The organism is Serratia sp. EC4 (assembly GCF_059652115.1).
Genome location: NZ_JBNIDE010000001.1, coordinates 821,967 through 841,856 on the forward strand (window position 1 = coordinate 821,967; position 19,890 = coordinate 841,856).

The 19,890-nt window shown below is 63.4% G+C and carries 16 protein-coding genes; 14 read left to right on the forward strand and 2 right to left on the reverse strand.

Translation table 11 applies throughout. The features are described from left to right. Positions 1 to 58: 58 nt before the first annotated feature. From tagH to ACP39K_RS03895, 10 genes are all read left to right on the forward strand, one after another. Positions 59 to 1,789: a type VI secretion system-associated FHA domain protein TagH gene (gene tagH / locus ACP39K_RS03850; protein WP_048795130.1), complete on the forward strand. Its 1,731-nt coding sequence runs from the start codon at positions 59 to 61 to the stop codon at positions 1,787 to 1,789. Further along, positions 1,789 to 2,562: a PP2C family protein-serine/threonine phosphatase gene (locus tag ACP39K_RS03855; protein WP_015378289.1), complete on the forward strand. Its 774-nt coding sequence runs from the start codon at positions 1,789 to 1,791 to the stop codon at positions 2,560 to 2,562. Before tagH ends, ACP39K_RS03855 begins: the two co-directional genes overlap by 1 nt. 28 nt (positions 2,563 to 2,590) lie before the next feature. Further along, entirely contained in the window at positions 2,591 to 3,577 is a 987-nt protein-coding gene (locus ACP39K_RS03860) for a type VI secretion system-associated protein (protein WP_161544834.1), read from the forward strand. Between the two features lie 15 nt (positions 3,578 to 3,592). After that, complete coding sequence (locus ACP39K_RS03865; RefSeq protein ID WP_314733551.1) at positions 3,593 to 4,414, forward strand: type VI secretion system accessory protein TagJ; 822 nt, start codon at positions 3,593 to 3,595, stop codon at positions 4,412 to 4,414. A gap of 2 nt (positions 4,415 to 4,416) precedes the next feature. Further along, positions 4,417 to 4,992 (forward strand): type VI secretion system baseplate subunit TssE, encoded by a 576-nt coding sequence (locus ACP39K_RS03870; RefSeq protein ID WP_016927249.1) that lies wholly within the window; start codon positions 4,417 to 4,419, stop codon positions 4,990 to 4,992. Positions 4,993 to 4,996: 4 nt separating this feature from the next. Next, positions 4,997 to 6,883 (forward strand): type VI secretion system baseplate subunit TssF, encoded by a 1,887-nt coding sequence (tssF, locus tag ACP39K_RS03875; protein ID WP_089184749.1) that lies wholly within the window; start codon positions 4,997 to 4,999, stop codon positions 6,881 to 6,883. Beyond that, entirely contained in the window at positions 6,880 to 7,950 is a 1,071-nt protein-coding gene (gene tssG / locus ACP39K_RS03880) for a type VI secretion system baseplate subunit TssG (protein ID WP_060444616.1), read from the forward strand. Before tssF ends, tssG begins: the two co-directional genes overlap by 4 nt. 56 nt (positions 7,951 to 8,006) lie before the next feature. Next, the gene (gene tssH / locus ACP39K_RS03885) at positions 8,007 to 10,661 is read left to right on the forward strand and encodes a type VI secretion system ATPase TssH (RefSeq protein WP_147882189.1); all 2,655 of its coding nucleotides are present in this window, start codon (positions 8,007 to 8,009) and stop codon (positions 10,659 to 10,661) included. A gap of 49 nt (positions 10,662 to 10,710) precedes the next feature. Next, on the forward strand, positions 10,711 to 12,156 hold the full coding sequence (locus ACP39K_RS03890; protein ID WP_161544836.1) for a serine/threonine protein kinase: 1,446 nt from the start codon (positions 10,711 to 10,713) through the stop codon (positions 12,154 to 12,156). Between the two features lie 145 nt (positions 12,157 to 12,301). Continuing rightward, on the forward strand, positions 12,302 to 14,230 hold the full coding sequence (locus tag ACP39K_RS03895; RefSeq protein ID WP_497008302.1) for a type VI secretion system Vgr family protein: 1,929 nt from the start codon (positions 12,302 to 12,304) through the stop codon (positions 14,228 to 14,230). A gap of 187 nt (positions 14,231 to 14,417) precedes the next feature. Here ACP39K_RS03895 and sbmC read toward each other — a convergent pair whose 3' ends face one another. Together sbmC and kynA are read right to left on the reverse strand one after the other, a co-directional pair. Next, the gene (gene sbmC, locus ACP39K_RS03900; RefSeq protein WP_115116855.1) at positions 14,418 to 14,885 is read right to left on the reverse strand and encodes a DNA gyrase inhibitor SbmC; all 468 of its coding nucleotides are present in this window, start codon (positions 14,883 to 14,885) and stop codon (positions 14,418 to 14,420) included. A gap of 22 nt (positions 14,886 to 14,907) precedes the next feature. After that, positions 14,908 to 15,750 carry a tryptophan 2,3-dioxygenase gene (gene kynA, locus ACP39K_RS03905; RefSeq protein WP_033639996.1) on the reverse strand — a complete coding sequence of 281 codons (843 nt, stop codon included), beginning with the start codon at positions 15,748 to 15,750 and terminating at the stop codon, positions 14,908 to 14,910. A 295-nt stretch (positions 15,751 to 16,045) separates the two neighbouring features. Here kynA and ACP39K_RS03910 point away from each other — a divergent pair, with 295 nt between their 5' ends. The 4 genes from ACP39K_RS03910 (at position 16,046) to ACP39K_RS03925 (ending at position 19,838) form a co-directional block, all read left to right on the forward strand. After that, a complete protein-coding gene (locus ACP39K_RS03910) occupies positions 16,046 to 17,080 on the forward strand; it encodes a LacI family DNA-binding transcriptional regulator (RefSeq protein ID WP_033639995.1) in 1,035 nt (344 codons plus the stop codon). A gap of 210 nt (positions 17,081 to 17,290) precedes the next feature. Beyond that, complete coding sequence (locus tag ACP39K_RS03915; protein ID WP_170913135.1) at positions 17,291 to 18,586, forward strand: MFS transporter; 1,296 nt, start codon at positions 17,291 to 17,293, stop codon at positions 18,584 to 18,586. Between the two features lie 21 nt (positions 18,587 to 18,607). Further along, positions 18,608 to 19,372, forward strand: coding sequence for an SDR family NAD(P)-dependent oxidoreductase (locus ACP39K_RS03920; protein ID WP_497008303.1), 765 nt, complete (start codon positions 18,608 to 18,610; stop codon positions 19,370 to 19,372). Between the two features lie 49 nt (positions 19,373 to 19,421). Further along, positions 19,422 to 19,838, forward strand: coding sequence for an RbsD/FucU domain-containing protein (locus ACP39K_RS03925; RefSeq protein ID WP_016927234.1), 417 nt, complete (start codon positions 19,422 to 19,424; stop codon positions 19,836 to 19,838). Positions 19,839 to 19,890: the final 52 nt, after the last annotated feature.

Consider the following 19,890-nt stretch of genomic DNA (forward strand, 5'->3'; position numbering starts at 1 on the left):
CAAGCCAAAGATCGAATCATTAATTATTGCACTACCTCCTAATCAGCAGGAATGCCTTATGCGATTTTCCATTGTAAAAAATAAAAGCGGCCAGGTTCCGCCGCAGAGCAGTTGCGATTTTCTGCCGCCGGGCGGCACCATCGGCCGCAGCGTGGACAACAACCTGGTGCTGCCGGACGAAGAGCGCGCCATTTCCCGCCTGCAGGCGATCGTGCATATTTCCGCTGACGGCGAATGCCGCATCACCAACCGCGGCAACGTTACCCGCGTGCTGCTGAATGACATTCCGCTGGAACGTGGCCGCCAGGTTGAACTGCAGGACGGCGACGTACTCGGCATCGACGATTACCAGATTGAAGTCAGCGCGCTGCACCAGCACGCCGCGCCACAGGCTCAACCGGTGGCCAAGGCTGTTGCCGCTGCTGCGCCCCCTGCCGCCGCCGCCAAAGAAAAATCCGCCGCGCCAATCCCCAACGAAATCTGGGACAGCCTGGTGGAAGAATTTACGCCGAATGCGCCGGCCGCCGTCACGCCGCCGCCGGCCGCCAATCCAGACAGCCATCCGCTGTTGGACACCCCCGCTCGCGAGCTGAACCCAGCCGATCCGCTGGCGCAGCTGGCGGGCGAGGTCGATCTGCGCCAGCTGCAACAGCAACAAACCGATCCGGCGGCGCTGTTCAACACCGACACCACTTTTGAACGCGAACACATTCTGGCCGATACCACCCCCAGCGCGCTGCTGGCGGAGCAGGCTGCGCCGCCGCGTCCGGCAACTCCGGCCCGGAATGCGCAGCAACCGGAGCAGGAGTTGGATCCGCTGGCGCTGTTCGGCGGTTCATCCGCGCCCGCTTCGCCAGAGACGTTAAACAGCAACGATCCGCTGGGGCTGCTGATGGGCGGCGCCGTGCCACTGGCCCAGCCGGAGGAGCCGGTACAGCCGCCCGCGCCGCCGTCTCCGCCACCGATGGCCGCACAACCACAAGCGCCGCGCCCGCAGCCGACGCCGCCACCCGTGCAGACGCCTGAGCCACAGCCCCAACCTGCACCGCAGTTCAGCCAGCAGGAACCGCCTGCGCAACCTCCGCGCCCGCGCCAGGGCAACCGCCTGGGCATCGATCCGGTCGCCTACCAGTCCGCCCAGCGGCAGCACGCCGCCGCGCCGAGTGGCGACGCATTGGAGGGGCCGTTGCTGGCGGCGCTGCTGCAAGGCATCGGTCTCGACGATCTGCAACCGCAGCCGCACTTTGACGAACAGCAGATCCGCCTGGCCGGTCGCCTGCTGAGCCTGTTCTCGCAAGGCACCGTCGCCCTGCTCTCATCCCGCTCGATCCTCAAGCGCGGCGTGAAAGCCGAGATGACCATGATCCTCGACGAAGCCAACAACCCGTTCAAGCTGCTGCCTTCGGGAAAAACGGTGCTGATGCAGATGTTCGGCAGCCAGATGCCGGGCTTTATGCCGCCGGAGCAAGCGGTGCGCGACGCGCTGATCGACCTGCAGGCGCACCAGTTGGGGATGATCGCCGGTATTCGCGCCATCATCGCCGCCATGCTGCAGTCGTTCAACCCGGAGCGCCTCGAAGAGGAGGCGCGCAAGGAAGGCGTGGCGCCGCGCCTATCGCTGCCCGCCAACCGCAAGGCTGCGCTGTGGGACTACTTCGTGAAGAACTATCAGCAAACCTCCGGCGAGATCGAGGACGATTTCCACACCCTGTTTGGCGAAGCCTTCCTGCACGCCTATGACGTTGAAGTGAATCAATACAAAGACTCACAGACCAAACCGGACGCGTAATGAATATCACCATAGCCTCTACTTCCAACCAGGGCGGCCGCGCCTCCAACCAGGATCAGACCGGCGAGGTGCTCGGCAACCGCGCCGCCTGCTTCGTGGTGTGCGACGGCATCGCCGGTTTTCCGGGCGGCGATATCGCCGCCAAACTGGCGCGCGACACCATTTTGCAAAACTTTGACGGCGAAAAGCACCTGAACGCCCAGAGCATTCGTCAGCACATCACGCGCGCCAACGCCGCCATCCACCAGCAGCAGCGGCAGTCGGACGAATACAGCAAGATGGGCACCACGCTGGTCAGTCTGTTTATCGATCGCGATTACCAGCTGGCCTACTGGGCGCACGCCGGCGACAGCCGCCTGTACCTGTTCCGCCGCGGCTACCTGCATGCCGTCACCACCGACCACAGCCTGATCCAACAGATGCAGGACGCCGGCTATCAGACCAACGGCATCAACAGCAACCTGCTGTATTTCGCGTTGGGGCTCAACGAAGAGCGCGACGCCACCTACAGCGACGTGCTGCAGCTGGAAGACGGCGACGTTTTCCTGCTGTGCACCGACGGCTTCTGGCACAGCTTCAGCCAGGCCGAACTGGAACAGTCGCTGCACATGGTCAACTCCCCCAGCGAGTGGATCGCCCTGATGCAGCAGGCATGGAAGAAAAACAATAACAGCGATAACTACAGCGCTATCGCCGTCTGGATTGGCTCACCGCAGGAAACCACCCTGCTGCATTCGCTGGCGGATGCGGAGCGGTTTCTGAGCCGCGACTGAGCAGCGCACATTCACAGCAAGGTTCACTATGAAATATTGGATGCCGGGGCTCGTCGCCCTGATGGCGGTACCGACCGCGCAGGCGATGAACTATCGCCTGGTTTACTCCCCCAGCCAGAAGCTGGAAGTGTTTATCGATGACGTCAAAAACAGCAATCCGGCAAGCTGGTGCGGCAAGAGCATCCCGCTGCGCATCGTCTCGGCGCAAAGCCAGGATCCGGCGGTACTGAACGACTTTCTGCCGCGCGTCGGCAATCTGTTGGAAAAGCAGTGCCCGAAAGCCGGCCACCTGCCCTGGACGCTGACCGACAAGCGTGGAGAGAAACTGGCCAGCGGCGAAGCCGCCAAAGCGCGCGGCTGGAAACCGGTGGTCAAACAAGAGGCCTCCGAGCCGCCGGAAACCCCACCGCAACCGGCGATCCCTGCGGCGGTGGCCGTGACGTCTCCGCAGGCGGACAGCGCGCCGGCTCAGCGTTTCAGCCTGCCGCAGGGCTGCCACTTCCGCACCTACTGGAGTGACGAGGCCAACGGCAGCGCGCTGTTCATTCCCGCCGGCGCGGCGCTGCGCTGCGGCGAGGACGGCTGGCTGCAGGGCCGCGGCGCGGTCACGTTGCAACAAGGCGGCCAAACCCTCTCGCCGACGCTGTGGTTCCTGCAAGGTTACCCGCTGGCGCAGGTTAACGGCGGCGATCGCGCGCTGACCGTCGTCAGCGCCAACGCCCAACGGCTGGTTCTGGGCGGCAACCCGCAGGCGCCGGGCAGCTTCCTGCTGCTGAGCTTCGAACCGAAGCTGCACGCTTGGGCGTTCAACGGTGAAGCGATCGTTGAAATGCCGCGCGTCGACGCCGCCGATGAGAACAAGATCAAACAGCGCGTGCAGCAGGCGCAAACCGCTTGGCAGCCGCTGCTGAGCGCCCCCGCCCCGCTGACTTTCAAGCTGGTGGAAAAGCTGGCCGCAGACCGCGTTGATCCCGCCAGCGGCAGCTACCTGTCGGTTAACGGCGCCCCTCACTGATTATAAGGAAAGCCTGTGAAATCATTAGCAAGCATGCTGCAAGGCCAGTCGATCGGCGCGGCCATCACCACCGTCGAAAACGATATCAAGGCGAAACCGGCGGATGCCGACCTGCGCGCCGCGCTGGTGCAACTGCTGTGTCTGAGCGGCAACTGGACGCGCGCCAACGCGCAGCTGAAATCCTGGCAGGCGCTGAAACCGATCGCCCAACCGACCACGCTGCTGCTGATGCAGTCGGTCGACGCCGAGCTGCAACGCCAGGCGGTGTTTGCCGGCACGGCCGCACCGGCGCTGCTGCGGCAGGATCAGCCTTGGCTGAAACTGATGGTGCAGGCGCTGCATCTGGATGCGCAAGGGGCGGCCGAACAGGCCCAGGCGCTGCGCGATGAAGCGCTGGAGGCCGCCCCGGCCGGCGCAGGGCGGTTAACGCTGGCCGAAGACGACCAAGAACGGCAGCTGCGTTTCGACTGGCTGACCGACGGTGACGGCCGCCTCGGGCCGGTATGCGAACTGGCGCTGAACGGCGTTTACTACTGGCTGCCGTTTGCCGACATCGCCGCGATCCAGTTCCAGGCGCCGCAGAGCGCCATCGACCTGGTGTGGAGCCATGCGCTGGTGCGCCTGACCGATGGCCGCGAACAGGTGTGCCAACTGCCCGCCCGTTATCCGCTGGCAGAGGGCAGCGACGACGCGCTGCTGCTGGGCAAGCGCACCGAATGGCAACCGCTGGGCGATGGCACCCACTATGCGGGGCTGGGCCTGAAAACCTGGCTCAGCGAAAGCGATGAATTCCCACTGCACAGCCTGCGGCAGCTGAGCTTCGACGCGAGCGCCTGACCATGAACGATAAGCGCCCACCCCACTACGACGGCGGCGATCTGCGCCACCAGGGCTATCGCTATCGTCAGGACAGCGAACGCCTGACCTCGCGCGACAAAATGCAGCCGGTGCTGCTCGATATGCTGACCGACGACGAACCGCAGAAAAAGCAGGAGGCGCAGGCGCGCAACCTGGTGTCGCACAGCGAGCTGCGCCGCCGGGTATTGCGCGATCTGCAGTGGCTGTTCAACTGCGTCAACAGCGAATCCAATCTGGATCTCGGCGATTTTCCGCAGGTGCGGCGCTCCACCCTGAATTACGGCATCGCCTCGCTGGCGGGCAAGCGCATGTCGGACATCGAATGGCTCGACATTCAGCGCGCGCTGACCGAATCCATTCTCCATTTCGAGCCGCGCATTTTGCCCGAGGGGCTACAGGTGCGCTGCATCTCGGATACCGGCTCGTTGGAGCTGCATAATGTGCTGTCGATCGAAATCAAGGGCCGTCTGTGGTGCGTGCCCTATCCGCTGGAGTTTCTGTTCCGTACCGACGTGGATCTGGAAAACGGCCACTTCGATCTGAAAGACATAGGGTAAGGCGATGGACAGTAAACTGTTAGATTATTACAACCGCGAACTGGCCTATCTGCGTGAGATGGGCGCCGAGTTCGCCGAACAGTACCCGAAGGTTGCGGGCCGCCTCGGCATGCGCGGCATCGACGTGGCGGACCCTTATATCGAGCGCCTGATGGAGGGCTTCGCCTTCCTCACCTCGCGCGTGCAGCTGAAAATGGACGCCGAATTCCCGCGTTTCTCTCAGCGCTTGCTGGAGATCATCTACCCCAACTACCTGTCACCGACGCCGTCGATGGCGATCGCCGAGCTGCAGCCGGACAGCAGCAAAGGCGACATCAGCAACGGCTTCGTGGTGCCGCGCGGCACCATGATGGACAGCCAGACGCTGAAGAAAAGCGGTATCACCTGCAGTTACACCACGGCGCATGACGTCACGCTGCAGCCGGTGCGCATCGCCGGCGTCGAGCTGGGCGGCATTCCGGCTGATATCCCGCTGGCCTCGCTGGGGCTGCAGCACAGCGGCTGCGTCAGCGCGCTGCGCATTCGTCTCGAGTGCTACGAAAGCGTGACGCTCAACAACCTGCAGCTGGATCAGCTAATGTTTTACCTGGCCGGGCCGGACATGCAGGCGCAGCAGCTGCTGGAACTGCTGATGCAGCACAGCGTCGGGTTGATCTGCCAAACGGTGGAACCGCAACCGCAGCGGCGGGCGCTGGCGTTGGACGGGCTGCGGCAGGAGGGCTTCGCCGCCGAGCAGGCGCTGCTGCCCAACGACCTGCGCAACTTTGAAGGCTACCGGCTGCTGCAGGAGTATTTCGCTTTCCCGGCGCGCTTCCAGTTTTTCAGCGTCAACGGCCTGCGTCCGCTGCTGCAGAGCGTGCGCGAAGGGAAAAAGGGGCTGCGCCAGTTCGAGATCGTGGTGCTGCTGGATCGGCATGACGCCGCGCTGGAACGGGTGGTCGACGCCGCCCATTTGGCGCTGCACTGCACGCCGGTGATCAACCTGTTTCCGAAGGTCGCCGAACGCATCGCGATCAACGAAAAAAACCACGAATACCATCTGGTGGTCGACAATATCCGGCCGCTGGATTACGAAGTGTTTTCAGTGCAGCGGCTCGGCGGCAGCGCTAGCGAAAAACGCTACGAGCAAGAGTTTCGGCCGTTTTACAGCACCCTGAGCGCGGACGACGGCAACTATGGCGCCTACTTCTCGCTGCGGCGTGAACAGCGCACGCTGTCGGAGCACGCCCGCCGCTACGGCACTCGCACCGGCTACGCCGGTTCGGAAGTGTTCGTGTCGCTGGTAGACGAGCGGCAATCGCCGTGGCACAGCGATCTGAAATACCTCACCGCCGACGTGCTGTGCACCAGCCGCGACCTGCCGTTGATGTTGCTGCAGCAAGATCAGGGCAACTTCGTGATGCCCGATTCGATCCCGATCAAGCAGGTCTCGCTGCGCAAAGGCCCCACCCCGCCACGCCCGGCGCTGGCCGAAGGGATGATCACCTGGCGGTTGATCAGTCAGCTGCAGCTGAATTACCTCAGCATGATGGACGGCGATCCGGAACAGGGCGCCGCCAGCCTGCGCCAGCTGCTGGGACTGTACGGCAACCTGAGCGAGCCGGCGATCGCCAAACAGATCCAGGGCGTGCGCCACTGCAACCTGCGGCCGGTCTATCGGCGAGTGCCTGAACCCGGCCCCATCGTATTCGCGCGCGGCATCGCCATCGATCTGACGGTCGATGAGCAGGCGTTCTCCGGCAACAGCCCTTACCTGCTCGGCAGCGTGCTGGAGCGCCTGTTCTCGCGCCTGGTGGCGATGAACACCTTCACCGAGATGACGCTCTCCAGCCAGCAGCGCGGCGAGATCGCCCACTGGCAGGCGCGCATGGGCAAAAGGACGCTGATATGAGCGCGGAGATGATCGCCACCGAACTGGCGCCGCCGCAGATCAACGCGCTGTATCGCCTGCCGGACGACTTCTGGCCGCGGCTGCGCAGCGCGCCTTACAAGCACGATCTGTTTCAGCTGCTGCGGCGCATCGACGCCCAGGGCGGCCAGCCCTACCTGCTGGGGCGCGCGCCGCTGCCGCGCCACGAGATGCTGCGCCTGGGCCAGGAGCCGTCGCTGTCGTTCGCGCCCTCCACGCTGGCGCAGGTGACGCCGCGCGCCAACGGCCCGCTGCACGACGTTTCGATCTTCAGTTTCGGCCTGTTCGGCCCCAACGGGCCGCTGCCGCTGCACCTGACCGAATACGTGCGCGAACGGGTGTATCACCATCAGGACACCACCCTGCTGGCGTTTACCAACCTGTTCCATCACCGCCTGACGCTGCTGTTTTACCGTGCCTGGGCCGACGCGCAGCCGACGGTATCGCTGGATCGCCCGGACAACCGGCGCTTCGACGATTACCTGTCGAGCCTGATCGGCATCGGCCAGCCGGCGCAGCAGGAACGCGACAGCATCAACGCCCACGCCAAGCATTTTATGGCCGGTCATCTGATTCGCCACAGCCGCGATCCGGAAGGCCTGAGCAAAATTTTGCAGCAGTATTTCAAGGTGCCGGTGCGCATCGTCGAAAACGTGCCGCACTGGCTGCGGGTGGAGCCGCGCGAGCAGGCGCGGCTCAAGGCCGGGCGCGGTGCGCCGCGGCTCGGCGAGTCGGCCTTTCTCGGCATCGCGGTGCGCGATATTCAGCACAAATTCCGCATCGAGCTGGGGCCGATGCCGCAGCAGGACTATGACCGTTTCTTGCCGGGCGCAGACCTGTGCCGGCAACTGCGCGACTGGGTGCGCCAATATCTGGGCATCGAGTTCGTCTGGGAAGTGCGCCTGATCCTGGCGAAGGAACAGGCGCACGGCACCCAGCTCGGCGGCGCGCAGCGATTGGGCCTGAGCAGTTGGCTGGCCAACCATCGGCGACAGCGCGATCTCGACGATCTGATCTTCAGCCCTGAACCGCTGGAAAATCCGTTCTGACCCTATTTCGGCCGACGCCCCGCGGCGTCAGGCCACCCTGAGACCTGAGGAAAACCATGTCTGAAATCAGCCGCTCGGTATTATTTGGCAAACTGGATAGCCTGTTATTCACCTCTCTGGAAAGTGCGACGGCGTTTTGCAAGCTGCGCGGTAACCCCTACGTCGAATTGGCGCACTGGCTGCATCAGCTGATGCAATCGCCGGACGGCGATCTGCAGCAGATCGTTCGCCACTTCACGCTGGACGAAGCGCAGCTGGCGCGCGACATCGTCGAGGCGCTCGATCGCCTGCCGCGCGGCGCCAGCGCCATCTCCGATCTGTCCGAGCACATCGACAGCGCGGTAGAACGCGCCTGGGTCTATGGCTCATTGAAATTCGGCGCATCGCGCATCCGCGGCGGCCACCTGCTGCTCGGCATTCTGAAAACCTACAGCCTGCGCCATCTGCTGAAGGCCATTTCCCCGCAGTTCGAGCGCATCAACGCCGATCTGTTGATGGAGCAGTTCGCCGCCATTACCGCTCACTCGGCGGAAAACGCCCAGGATGCGCCGGCGGAAAGCCGCGCCGAGAACGCATCCGGCGCGGCGCGCAGCGGTGAAAGCGTGCTGGCGCAGTATGCCCAGGATCTGACCGCCAGAGCGCGCGACGGCGAAATCGACCCGGTGGCCGGCCGCGATGAGGAGATCCGGCAAATCATTGATATCCTGATGCGCCGCCGCCAGAACAACCCGCTGCTGACCGGCGAGGCCGGCGTCGGCAAAACCGCGGTGGTGGAAGGCCTGGCGCTGCGCATCGTGGCCGGCGACGTGCCGCCGCAGCTGCGCGACGTGAAGCTGTGCCTGCTGGACATCGGCATGCTGCAGGCCGGCGCCGGCGTTAAGGGCGAGTTTGAAAAACGGCTGCAGGCGGTGATCGACGAAGTGCAGTCCAGCCCGACGCCAATCATCCTGTTTATCGACGAAATTCACACCCTGATCGGCGCCGGCGGCGCCCAGGGCACCGGCGACGCGGCCAACCTGCTGAAACCGGCGCTGGCGCGCGGCCAACTGCGCACCATTGGCGCCACCACCTGGTCGGAATACAAGAAATACATCGAGAAAGACCCGGCGCTCACCCGCCGTTTCCAGGTGGTGCAGGTGCACGAACCGAGCGAAGACAAAGCGCTGCTGATGCTGCGCAGCACCGTCAGCCCGCTGGAGCAACACCACCGCGTGCTGCTGCTGGATGAAGCGGTGGACGCCGCGGTGCGGCTGTCCCATCGCTATATTCCAGCCCGCCAGTTGCCGGACAAGGCGGTAGCGCTGCTGGATACCGCCTGTGCGCGCGTGGCGGTCAGCCAACACGCCGAGCCCGCCCAGGTCGAAGACTGCCGCCACCGCATCGATGCGCTGCAGATCGAATTGGATATCGCCCGCCGCGAGGCCAAGGTCGGCATTGGCGATCCCCTGCGCCCGCAGGAGATTGAAACCCAGCTGACCGCGCTGCGCCAGGAGTTGGAACAGCTGACCGACCGCTGGCAGCAGGAGCTGGCGCTGATCCAAGAGATCATCACGCTGCGCGCGCAGTTGCACCAGCAGGAAGCGGAGCCTGCCGGCGAAGAAACGGAGGCAGCCCCTGACGCCGACGCGCTGCGCACCCAGCTGGGCGAACTGCAGCAGCAGCTGAGCGCGCTGCAGGGCGAAGCGCCGCTGATCTTCGCCGCCGTCGACGCCAACATCGTGGCGGCGGTGGTGGCCGACTGGACCGGCATCCCGCTGGGCCGCATGGTGAAAAACGAGATTGAAGCGGTGCTGCAGCTCTCCGACACCCTGAACCAGCGCGTGATCGGCCAACGCCATGCGCTGGATCTGATCGCCCGCCGGGTGCGCACTTCGCGGGCGCGGCTGGACGATCCGAACAAGCCGGTCGGGGTGTTCCTGCTGGCCGGGCCGTCCGGCGTCGGCAAAACCGAAACCGCGCTGGCGCTGGCGGAAACCCTGTACGGCGGCGAGCAGAACGTCATCACCATCAACATGAGCGAATTCCAGGAGTCGCACACCGTTTCGACGCTGAAAGGCGCGCCCCCCGGCTATGTCGGCTACGGCGAAGGCGGCGTGCTGACCGAGGCGGTGCGCCGCCGTCCATACAGCGTGGTGCTGTTGGACGAGATCGAGAAGGCGCACCCGGACGTGCATGAAATCTTCTTCCAGGTGTTCGACAAGGGCTGGATGGAGGACGGCGAAGGCCGCCATATCGATTTCCGCAACACCATCATCATCCTGACCTCCAACGTCGGCACCGATCTGATCGCCGGGTTGTGCAGCGATCCGGAGCTGCTGCCGGAGCCGGAAGCGCTGAGCGGCGCGCTGCGCCAGCCGCTGTTGTCGGTGTTCCCGGCCGCCTTGCTCGGCCGCCTGCTGGTGGTGCCGTATTACCCGCTGACCGACGCCACGCTGGGCAACATCGTGCGCCTGCAGCTGGGGCGCATCCAGCGTCGCCTGGCGGAGAATCACGACATCGTCTGCACCTTCGACGACGCGGTCATCGAGCAGATCGTCAGCCGCTGCACCGAAGTGGAGTCCGGCGGCCGCATGGTCGACGCCATCCTGACCAACACCCTGCTGCCACAGATCAGCCACACCCTGCTGACCGGCAGCGCCAACGACCAGCGCTATCGCCAGCTGCACATCGCGCTGCAGAACCACGAATTCATTTGTCAATTTCAGGCATAACGCCGCGGCCGCCGAAACGGCGGCCCTTTGAATACAGAGAGTCATCACTATGTCGGGAACCGGGATAACCAAACCGAATTCGAACAGCCTGCCGAGCGGCTATCGATTCAACGAATTCGAGATCCAGGAAGCGATCGGCGAAGGCGGCTTCGGCATCGTCTACCGCGCCTACGATCACCAACTGGAACGCACCATCGCCATCAAGGAGTACATGCCGACCTCGCTGGCGAAACGCAACGACGATCTCAGCATCGGGCTGCGCGGCGAGCGCTTCGGCAAAACCTTCCAGGCCGGGCTGAACAGCTTTATTCAGGAGGCGCGCCTGCTGGCCCGCTTCTCGCATCCCGGCCTGCTGCACGTGTTGCGCTTCTGGGAAGAGAACGGCACCGCCTACATGGGCACCCAGTTTTACAGCGGCACCACGCTGAAAAACCTGCAGGCGCAGCAGCCGGAGAAAATCGACGAGGCGTGGATCCGGCGGCTGCTGCCGCCGCTGTTCAGCGCCATCAACACCATCCATCAGGAAGGCTATCTGCACCGCGACATTTCGCTGGATAACATCCAGATCCAGGAGAGCCAGCTGCCGGTGCTGCTGGACTTTGGATCGGCGCGCAAAGAGATCGGCAACCTGTCGGACGAAACGGAGATCATGCTCAAACCGGGCTTCGCGCCGATCGAGCAGTACACCGAGAACAGCGACGGCGAACAGGGGCCGTGGACCGATATCTATGCGCTGGGCGCCGTGCTGCACACGCTGATCGTCGGTTCGCCGCCGCCGGTCAGCGTGGTGCGCAGCATCGAAGACAGCTACCAGCCGCTGGCCGAGCGCCGTCCCGCCGGCTACTCGCCGGAGCTGTTGCGCACCGTCGATCGCGCGCTGGCGCTGAAGCCGGAAGACCGCCCGCAGACCATCGATGAAATGGCCGAGCTGTTGCATCTGCCGATCGCCGATGAAAACGAAATCATCAGCACCCCGGCCGCCGCGCCGGAGAACTTGTTGGTCGCCGCCAACCCGGCCGCCGCTGCGGCTGCCGCCGGCGCCGTTACCGCGCGCGGCACCCAATTCTCGCGCCCGATGATGGCCGGCGCAGGCGTCGCCGCGCTGCTGGTGATCGGCGCCGTCGCCTGGCTGAGCGGCGGCAAGGACGACGCCCAGACCGTCGCCCAAAACACCGTGGCGTCACCGGCGCAGAAAACCCTGACGGAGCAGCCGAGCGCGCCGCAAGCCGCGCAGCCTGCCGCGGCGGAACCTGAAAAAGCGGCGCCGCCACCGCAGCCGGTGGCGCTGGTGTACTTCAAACTGCAACCGGGTGAGCAGGTCAGCCTCGACGGCAAGCCGCAGCAGGTCACTGCGGGCGAAAATGGCTTTGCCAGCCTGAACCTGGCGCCGGGCCGTTATCAGTTGGAGATCCGCCACAACGATCGGCTGCGCCGCCAACAGCTCAGCATCGACACCGCCGGAACCTGGCTGGTCAACCCGGCCACCGCCGGTTAATCCCGTTCTGAAACGCCGCCGCGGCGGGGTTTTCCCTATTTCATGAGACTGGCGCACCACTGCCCATCCTCATTGGCCGCACGGCACAAAGCCGCTGCAACGCCGGAGTATGCAGGGCATGACGTCAATCACAGAGGACGTTCTCATGTTGGATCGCATTATTGCGCACACGCCGCTGGGCCAGGAGCAACTGCTGTTCCGCTCGCTGGACGGCATCGAAGCGCTTTCCACTCCTTTCGACTTCTCTATTGAATTGCTGAGCACCGATGCGCGGCTCGATCGCAAAGCGCTGCTCGGCCAACCGCTGACGCTGGAGATCCCGACCCAGGGCTTTCTCAGCGCCCCGCGCTACCTGAACGGCAAGATCACCGCCATCGCCGTCAGCAGCGAAGAGATCGGCGGCACGCGCTACGCGGTGTATAACCTGCACGTGCAGCCGGATCTGTGGCCGATGACCAAAGACCGCAACTTCCGCATCTTCCAGGAACAGACGGTGCCGCAGATCGTCAAGACCCTGCTGGCGGAGCACAACGTGCAGCTGGAAGATCAGCTGACCGGCGACTATCGCCTGTGGGGCTACTGCGTGCAGTACAACGAAAGCAGCTTCAACTTCATCAGCCGCCTGATGGAGCAGGAGGGCATCTATTACTATTTCAAACACGAAATGGGCAAACACACGCTGGTGCTCGGGGACGCCCCCCACCATCACCAGCCCTATCCCGGCTACGAGATGATCCCCTACCACCTGACGCCATCCGGCGGCAGCACCAGCGAGGAAGGCATCAGCCAGTGGACGTTATCCGATCGCGTCACGCCGGGCATCTACAGCCTGGACGACTACGATTTTCGCAAACCAAACGCCTGGCTGTTCCAGGCGCGGCAAAATCCGGTCTCGCCGACGCCGGGGCAGATCGACTTTTACGACTGGCCAGGCCGCTACACCGAGCATCAGCAGGGGGAGTTCTACGCCCGCGTGCGCCAGGAGGCCTGGCAGGCCGAGCATCAGCAGATCCGCGGTACCGCCACCGCGTTGGGCATCGCTCCCGGCAGCACCTTTACGTTGTATAACGCCCCGCACGCCGACGACAATCGCGAGTACCTGACGCTGCAGGCCAACTACCATCTGAAAGAGAACCGCTATGCCAGCGGCGACGATCAGAGCAGCGAACACCGTATCGACTTCATCGTGCTGCCGGCGGACGTGCCCTGGCACCCGCCGCAGCAGGCCACCTGGCCGAAAACCCACGGGCCGCAGACCGCACGGGTGGTCGGCCCGGCCGGCGAATCGATTTGGACCGACAAATACGGCCGCATCAAGGTGAAATTCCACTGGGATCGCTTCGGGCCAAAAGACGACGGCAGCTCCTGCTGGGTGCGCGTCTCCAGCGCCTGGGCCGGCCAGGGCTATGGCGGCGTGCAGATCCCACGCGTCAACGACGAAGTGGTGGTGGACTTTATCAACGGCGATCCGGATCGACCGATCGTCACCGGGCGCGTCTATAACGAAGCCAGCATGCCGCCGTGGGCGCTGCCGGCCGCCGCCACCCAGATGGGCTTTATGAGCCGCACCAAAGACGGCACAGCCGACAACGCCAACGCCCTGCGTTTCGAAGACAAGGCCGGCGCCGAACAGGTGTGGATCCAGGCGGAACGCAACATGGACACCCAGGTGAAAAACGATGAGAGCCACACCATCGATAATGACCACACCCACCTGGTGGGCGGCAACCAGATCAAACGGGTGGTGCTCAATCAGGCGACCGGTGTCAAAGGTGAATCCTCCGCGCTGACCGGCAAAACGCGCAGCGACGCCGTAGTCAACGCCTTTACCCTCGGCTCCGGCGAATCGCTGCGGCTGGAGTGCGGCGAAAGCGTGATCGAGCTACTGGCGAACGGCCAAATCAACATCACCGGCACCAGTTTCAATATCACGGTGAAAGAGGATGGGGCGATCAACACCGGCGGCCAGTTGGATCTCAACCAGCCCGGCGGCGCCGCGCGCACCGCCGCACCGGGCGGCGGCCATCAGGCGGCGATCCAGAGCGCCGTCGATCAGCTGTTCCCTAAAGAGTAGGTAATTAGTACGCCGGGAAAGCCGGTTAACGCCGCCCCTCGGGCGGCAGTACCGGCAAAACGCCGTCCGCTGTAACCCCTTTTGGCAAGGAGATGAATAGGCTGGCGGCAAAATTACTGACGTTAAGCCAACACAACGGGCTGAATCTGTACCGCCCATCGATTCAGCCTTCTTTATCATTTCCCCTTCACCACTTCTTCACCGTCTGGTAAATCTCGAGGTCGAAATAGCCGTCGGCTTCGCAGTCGTTGAGATAGTGCTCATAGCTCACCCCCTCAACCGGCTGGTAGCCGCTGGCCGGCAGCAGCTTCTGATAGAACTCGCCCCACACCCGCTCGAAATCGCCATCGCTGATGCGCACGTGGTAGACCGCGTACTGCCCGGCGGGCAGCGTCTGCACGGTGACGCCCTCGCTGCCCGCCGGCAGCGCGAAATCGTCCGCCACGCTCATCACCACGTCGGCGCGCAGCTTTTCCGGCGCCACTTCCGCCGGATCGTCCCAATACAGCACCAGCCATTTGCCAAACGGCACGCCGTGGCGCTGCCGCCATGCCAGCAGTTGCTGCGAGCCCTGCGGGATGGTCTGCGGATACGGCCCCACGACTCTGACCCCCACCACCTTCTCCGCCGCCTTATCGATAATCCTCACGCTCATCGCCCTTCCCCCTCACAATGTCTCAGGCGCCGATTTCGGTGCGCACGTCCAGCAGTTCGGGGAAAAAGGTCAGATCCAACGCCTTTTTCAGGAAGCTGACGCCGCTGGAACCGCCGGTGCCCGACTTAAAGCCGATGATCCGCTCCACCGTTTTCATATGGCGGAAACGCCACAGGTGAAAACTCTCCTCGATATCCACCAGCTTCTCCGCCATTTCATAGGCTTCCCAGTAGGTTTGCGGGTTGTCGTAGATCACTTTAAACGCCGGCAGCAGATCCGGATTGCGCTGGTAGGGCTGCGTCCAGTCGCGCTCGAGACACTCCTGCGGGATCGGCAGGCCGTGGCGCGCCAGGTACAGCAAGTATTCGTCGTACAGGCTCGGCGCTTCGAGGATCGCCTTCAGCGCGGCGTGCTTTTCCGCGTCGTTGCTGAACACCGCCAGCATCGCCGCATTCTTGTTACCGAGCAGAAACTCGATCGACCGGTATTGGTGCGACTGGAAGCCCGATGAGCTGCCCAGCACGTCGCGAAACTCGACGTACTCCGACGGCGTCAGCGTTTCCAGCACCGCCCACTGCTCGAACAGCAGCCGCTGGATCTGTTTGACGCGCGCGAGGATTTTGAAACAGTGGCTGAGTTTGTCCTGCTGCACCAGCCGCAACGCCGCCTGCAGCTCGTGCAGCATCAGCTTCATCCACAGTTCGGAGGTTTGGTGCTGTATCACGAACAGCATTTCGTCATGATGCGGCGGGTTGGAGAGCGGGTGCTGGCAGTCCAGCAGCGAGTCCAGGCACAGGTAGTCGCCATAGCTCATGCGTTTGGAAAAATCGGTGACAATCGCGCTTTCTAAGTCCCGTTTGTTCATCTGTGATCTCCGTTGCGCCCAGCGCCCCATCGGCCTGGAATGTGCCGCAAAGAGAAAACAATAGTACAGAACCCGCCGCCCCGAAGGACGATAAACGAGAGGTGCTTCGCAGATCTCACTCATCTGCGTTAACACATGCCCCCTGCCCCTTTGTTGTTTAGTAAACAACACGGCTGCCGCCTGACGACTCTCACAAATGCGCGATCCCATGCGCGCGGCGCCCCGGTTGCGGCTTGCCTGCGGCCGGCTTCCCTTATAGATTGCAGGCTAACGGCAGGCAGCAAGGTATCGGCAAATGGCAAATATTCGTGATGTGGCGCGGTTGGCCGGCGTGTCCATCAGCAGCGTGTCGAACCTGCTGAACAATCGCAGCCACCAGATGAGCGCGCAGACCCGTGAGCGCATCGAACGGGCGATGGAAACCCTGGGATACCGGCCGGCCCGAGCGGCGGCGCCCGCGCCGCAGGCGAAGATCATCGGACTGCTGCTGCCGTCGATCGTCAACCCGAGCTTTTCGGCGCTGGCGCATGCGGTCGACGGCGCGGCGCGGACTCACCGTTACCGCGTCTTGCTCGGCAACGCCTACCGCCAGGAACAGGAAGAAGCCGCGTTTATCGACGATATGTTCCTGCACGGCGTGCGCGGCATCATCGTAGCGGCGAGCGACATTCGCCAGACTCATTTTGTTCGGGCCGCCGAGCGAGGCATGAAGATTGTCAGCTACGACAGCCCGTTCGCCGAGCCGATGGCCACCGATACCCGACTGTTCGACAGCGTGTCGATGGACAATATCGCCGCCGGGCGCCTGGCCGCGCAGCACCTGCTCGAGCGCGGCTGCCGACACATCGTGTTCGCCACCGAAGCGACGCTGACCGTCGGGCGCAGCCACAAGATCGACGGTTTTCTGAGCGCGCTGGGGCACAGCCTAAGCGAACGCCAACGGGTGATCGAAGGCAAAGCCACCAGCGCCTACGGCGACACGGAAATGTTCGAATTGGGGCTGACGCTGGCGCCGCGCGTTCTCGCGTTGGCGCCGCGCCCGGACGGCATCGTGGCGATTAACGATGCGCTGGGCATCGGGCTGATGGTGGGGCTGCGCGCCGCCGGCGTCCAGGTGCCCGCAGACATCTCGGTGATCGGCATCGACAATATCGCGCTGGCCGGCCTGGCCGAACCGGGGTTGACGTCGATTGGCCCGCCGCTGGCGGAGATGGCGCAGCTGATGGTCGAACGCCTGATCGGCCGCATCAACAATGATTCACAACCGCCCGGCGAGTTTCTCTTTCCGCCGACGGTCATCAGCCGGCGCTCGGTCAAAGCCGCCGGTTAATACGGTACAAACGGCTTACCCAGACGATGCGCAGATAGCATCGTCCGGCTCGCCGCAGCCAAAATCAGAAAAAATAGAATCGTCGCAATAAATAAACGGCGCGACGCTTTTATGCACGCAACGTTGTTATTCAGCTCTCCGCTCATGGCTTTGGGCCGGGACGCTATTATTCCGATTAACCACATGGGAAAAACCATGATGAAAAAAACAATGCCAAAGGATATTGAACGCAGCGCCATCAGGAAATTGACGCTGCATATTGTGCCCCTCATGATCTTGTTGTATTTCCTGGCCTTTCTCGACCGCAACAATATGGCCTACGCCGCCAAAGCGCTGGAAGATAATTTGGGATTGACCGCCTCGGCTTTCGGCTTCGCCTCCGGAATTTTCTTTATCGGCTATTTCCTGTTTGAAATACCCAGCAACGCCGGCACCATTAAATTTGGCCCGCGCATCTGGTTCGCCAGAATATTAATTTCCTGGGGCATCTTCGCGACCCTGCTCGGTTTTGTGCGCACGCCGCTGGAGCTGTATATTTGCCGTTTTATGCTGGGCGTGTGCGAAGCCGGTTTCTTTCCCTCGGTGGTGTATTACTTCACGGTCTTCTTCCCGGAAAAGTACCGCACTAAAATTCTCGGCATGTTCATCATCGTCCAGCCGCTGTCCAACGCGGTCGGCTCGCCGATTTCCGGCTTTATTCTCAATATTCAGCATGACTGGTTCGGCTTCGCCCCCTGGCAGTTGCTGTTCATCCTCGAAGGGTTGCCGCCGATCGTCATCGGCCTGCTGATCCCGTTCCTGATCAAGAACTCGCCCAAGGATGTCGGCTATCTGAACGTGGAGGAAAAGGCCTGGCTGATGAGCAACGCCGGCCGCTCCAAATCCGGCTCTAAAATCACGCTGGCCGACTTCCTCAAGGGGATTAAAAACAAGAAATACCTGCTCTACGCGCTGCTCAACTTCGGCATGGTGTGCGGCATTTACGGCTTCGGCACCTGGCTGCCGTCGATCATCAGCGCCCTCTCCGGCGGCGATATCTTCCGCGTCAGCCTGCTGGCGCTCATTCCCTACGGCCTGGCCGCGCTGTTGGTGTATCCGTGGAGCCTGTGGGCCAGCAAAACCAAAAAACTCGGCGTGTTTGCCGGCCTCAGCATGGTGGTCGCCGCCATCGGCCTGATGGGGGCGGTGACGTTTTTTAAATACGACCCGCTCGTCGCGCTGTCGTTCCTGTGCATCGCCGCCATCGGCATCTACACCGCCGTGCCGCCGTTTTTATCCATGCCCGCCAATATCTCCACCGGCGCGGCCGCGGCCGCCGGGCTGGCGGTGGTCAGCTGCATCGGCAATATCGGCGGTTTCGTCGCACCCTATGCGGTGGGCGTGCTGAACGATCTGACCGGCAGCAGCGCGCCGGGGCTGTTTTTCCTGGCCTCGTGCCTGCTGGCCACCGGGCTGATCTGCATTTTCTACTGCGCCAAACAGCGTGAAGGCGTCATCAATTCTTAACGAACCAATAAGGAGTCAATCATGGGCGATCTTGCGGGCAAAAAGGTCTTTATCACCGGGGCGGAACAGGGCATCGGCCGCGCCACCGCGGAGCGGCTGATCAAGGCCGGTTGCGACATCTATTTTCACTATCACAGCGACGAAAGCGGCCCCAAAGCGCTGGTGGCGCTGGCCCATTCATTGGGGCAAAAGGCCGCTTACGGCTACGCCGATCTCATCGATACCGACGAAACGCAGCGCTGCGTCTCGGCCGGCGCCGAGTTTCTCGGCGGCATCGATATCCTGATCAATAACGTCGGCGGCATCGTCGGGCGCAAATGGCTGGGCGAGATCGACCGCGCCTTCTGGCAAACCGTGATCGACGTGAACATGACCACCATGCTGAACGTCACCCAGAGCGCGCTGCCGCATCTGAAAGCGGCGCCGGACGGCGCCAGCATCGTTAACCTGGCCTCACAGGCGGGCCGCGCCGGCGGGCACTCCGGCTCGCTGGTCTATTCCGCCACCAAGGGCGCGGTACTCACCTGGACGCGCTCGCTGGCGGCGGAGCTGGGCGAGCACGGCATCCGGGTGAATGCGGTCGCGCCCGGCCTGATCCTCGGCACCCGTTTCCACAATCGCCACACTACCCAGGCATCGGCGGAGGAAACCGTTCGCGCCATCCCGCTGGGCCGCGCAGGCGCACCGGACGACGTGGCGCGCGCCATCGCCTTCCTGGCGGCGGAATACGACGGCTTCATCTCCGGCGCGACTCTCGACATCAACGGCGGCGTCTACCGCATGTAATTCAGCTGCGGGCGGCGCGCTTGCCGCCCGCCCATTCAGGAATCGCTTTATGATCAAATCCGCCATCACTCACCCGCCGCTGCTTGCCGCGCTGGCGCAATGCGGGCATAAAACCCAGGTATTGATCGCCGACGGCAACTACGCCTGCGTGACCCACGCGCCGAAAGACGCCACCGTGGTCTATCTGAACCTGGCGCCCGGCACGCTCGCCGCCCCGCCGATCCTGGAAAAACTGCTGGCCTGCATCAACGTGGAAAGCGCGGCGCTGATGGCCTGCCCGCCGGACTTCACCAACACCATCGAAGCCGAATACCGGCAGCTGCTGCCAGAGCATTGCCCGATCGAATACCTGCCGCGCGAGGCGTTTTACGCCGCGGTTAAATCGGATCGGACGCTGCTGGTGATCGCCTCCGGCGAACAACGCCGTTTCGCCAACCTGCTGCTGACGGTGGCGCCGGTGGTGTGAAAGAGGTAGAGGGTGTGAGGGGTAAAATGAGGGGGCCAGCCCCCTCATGCCG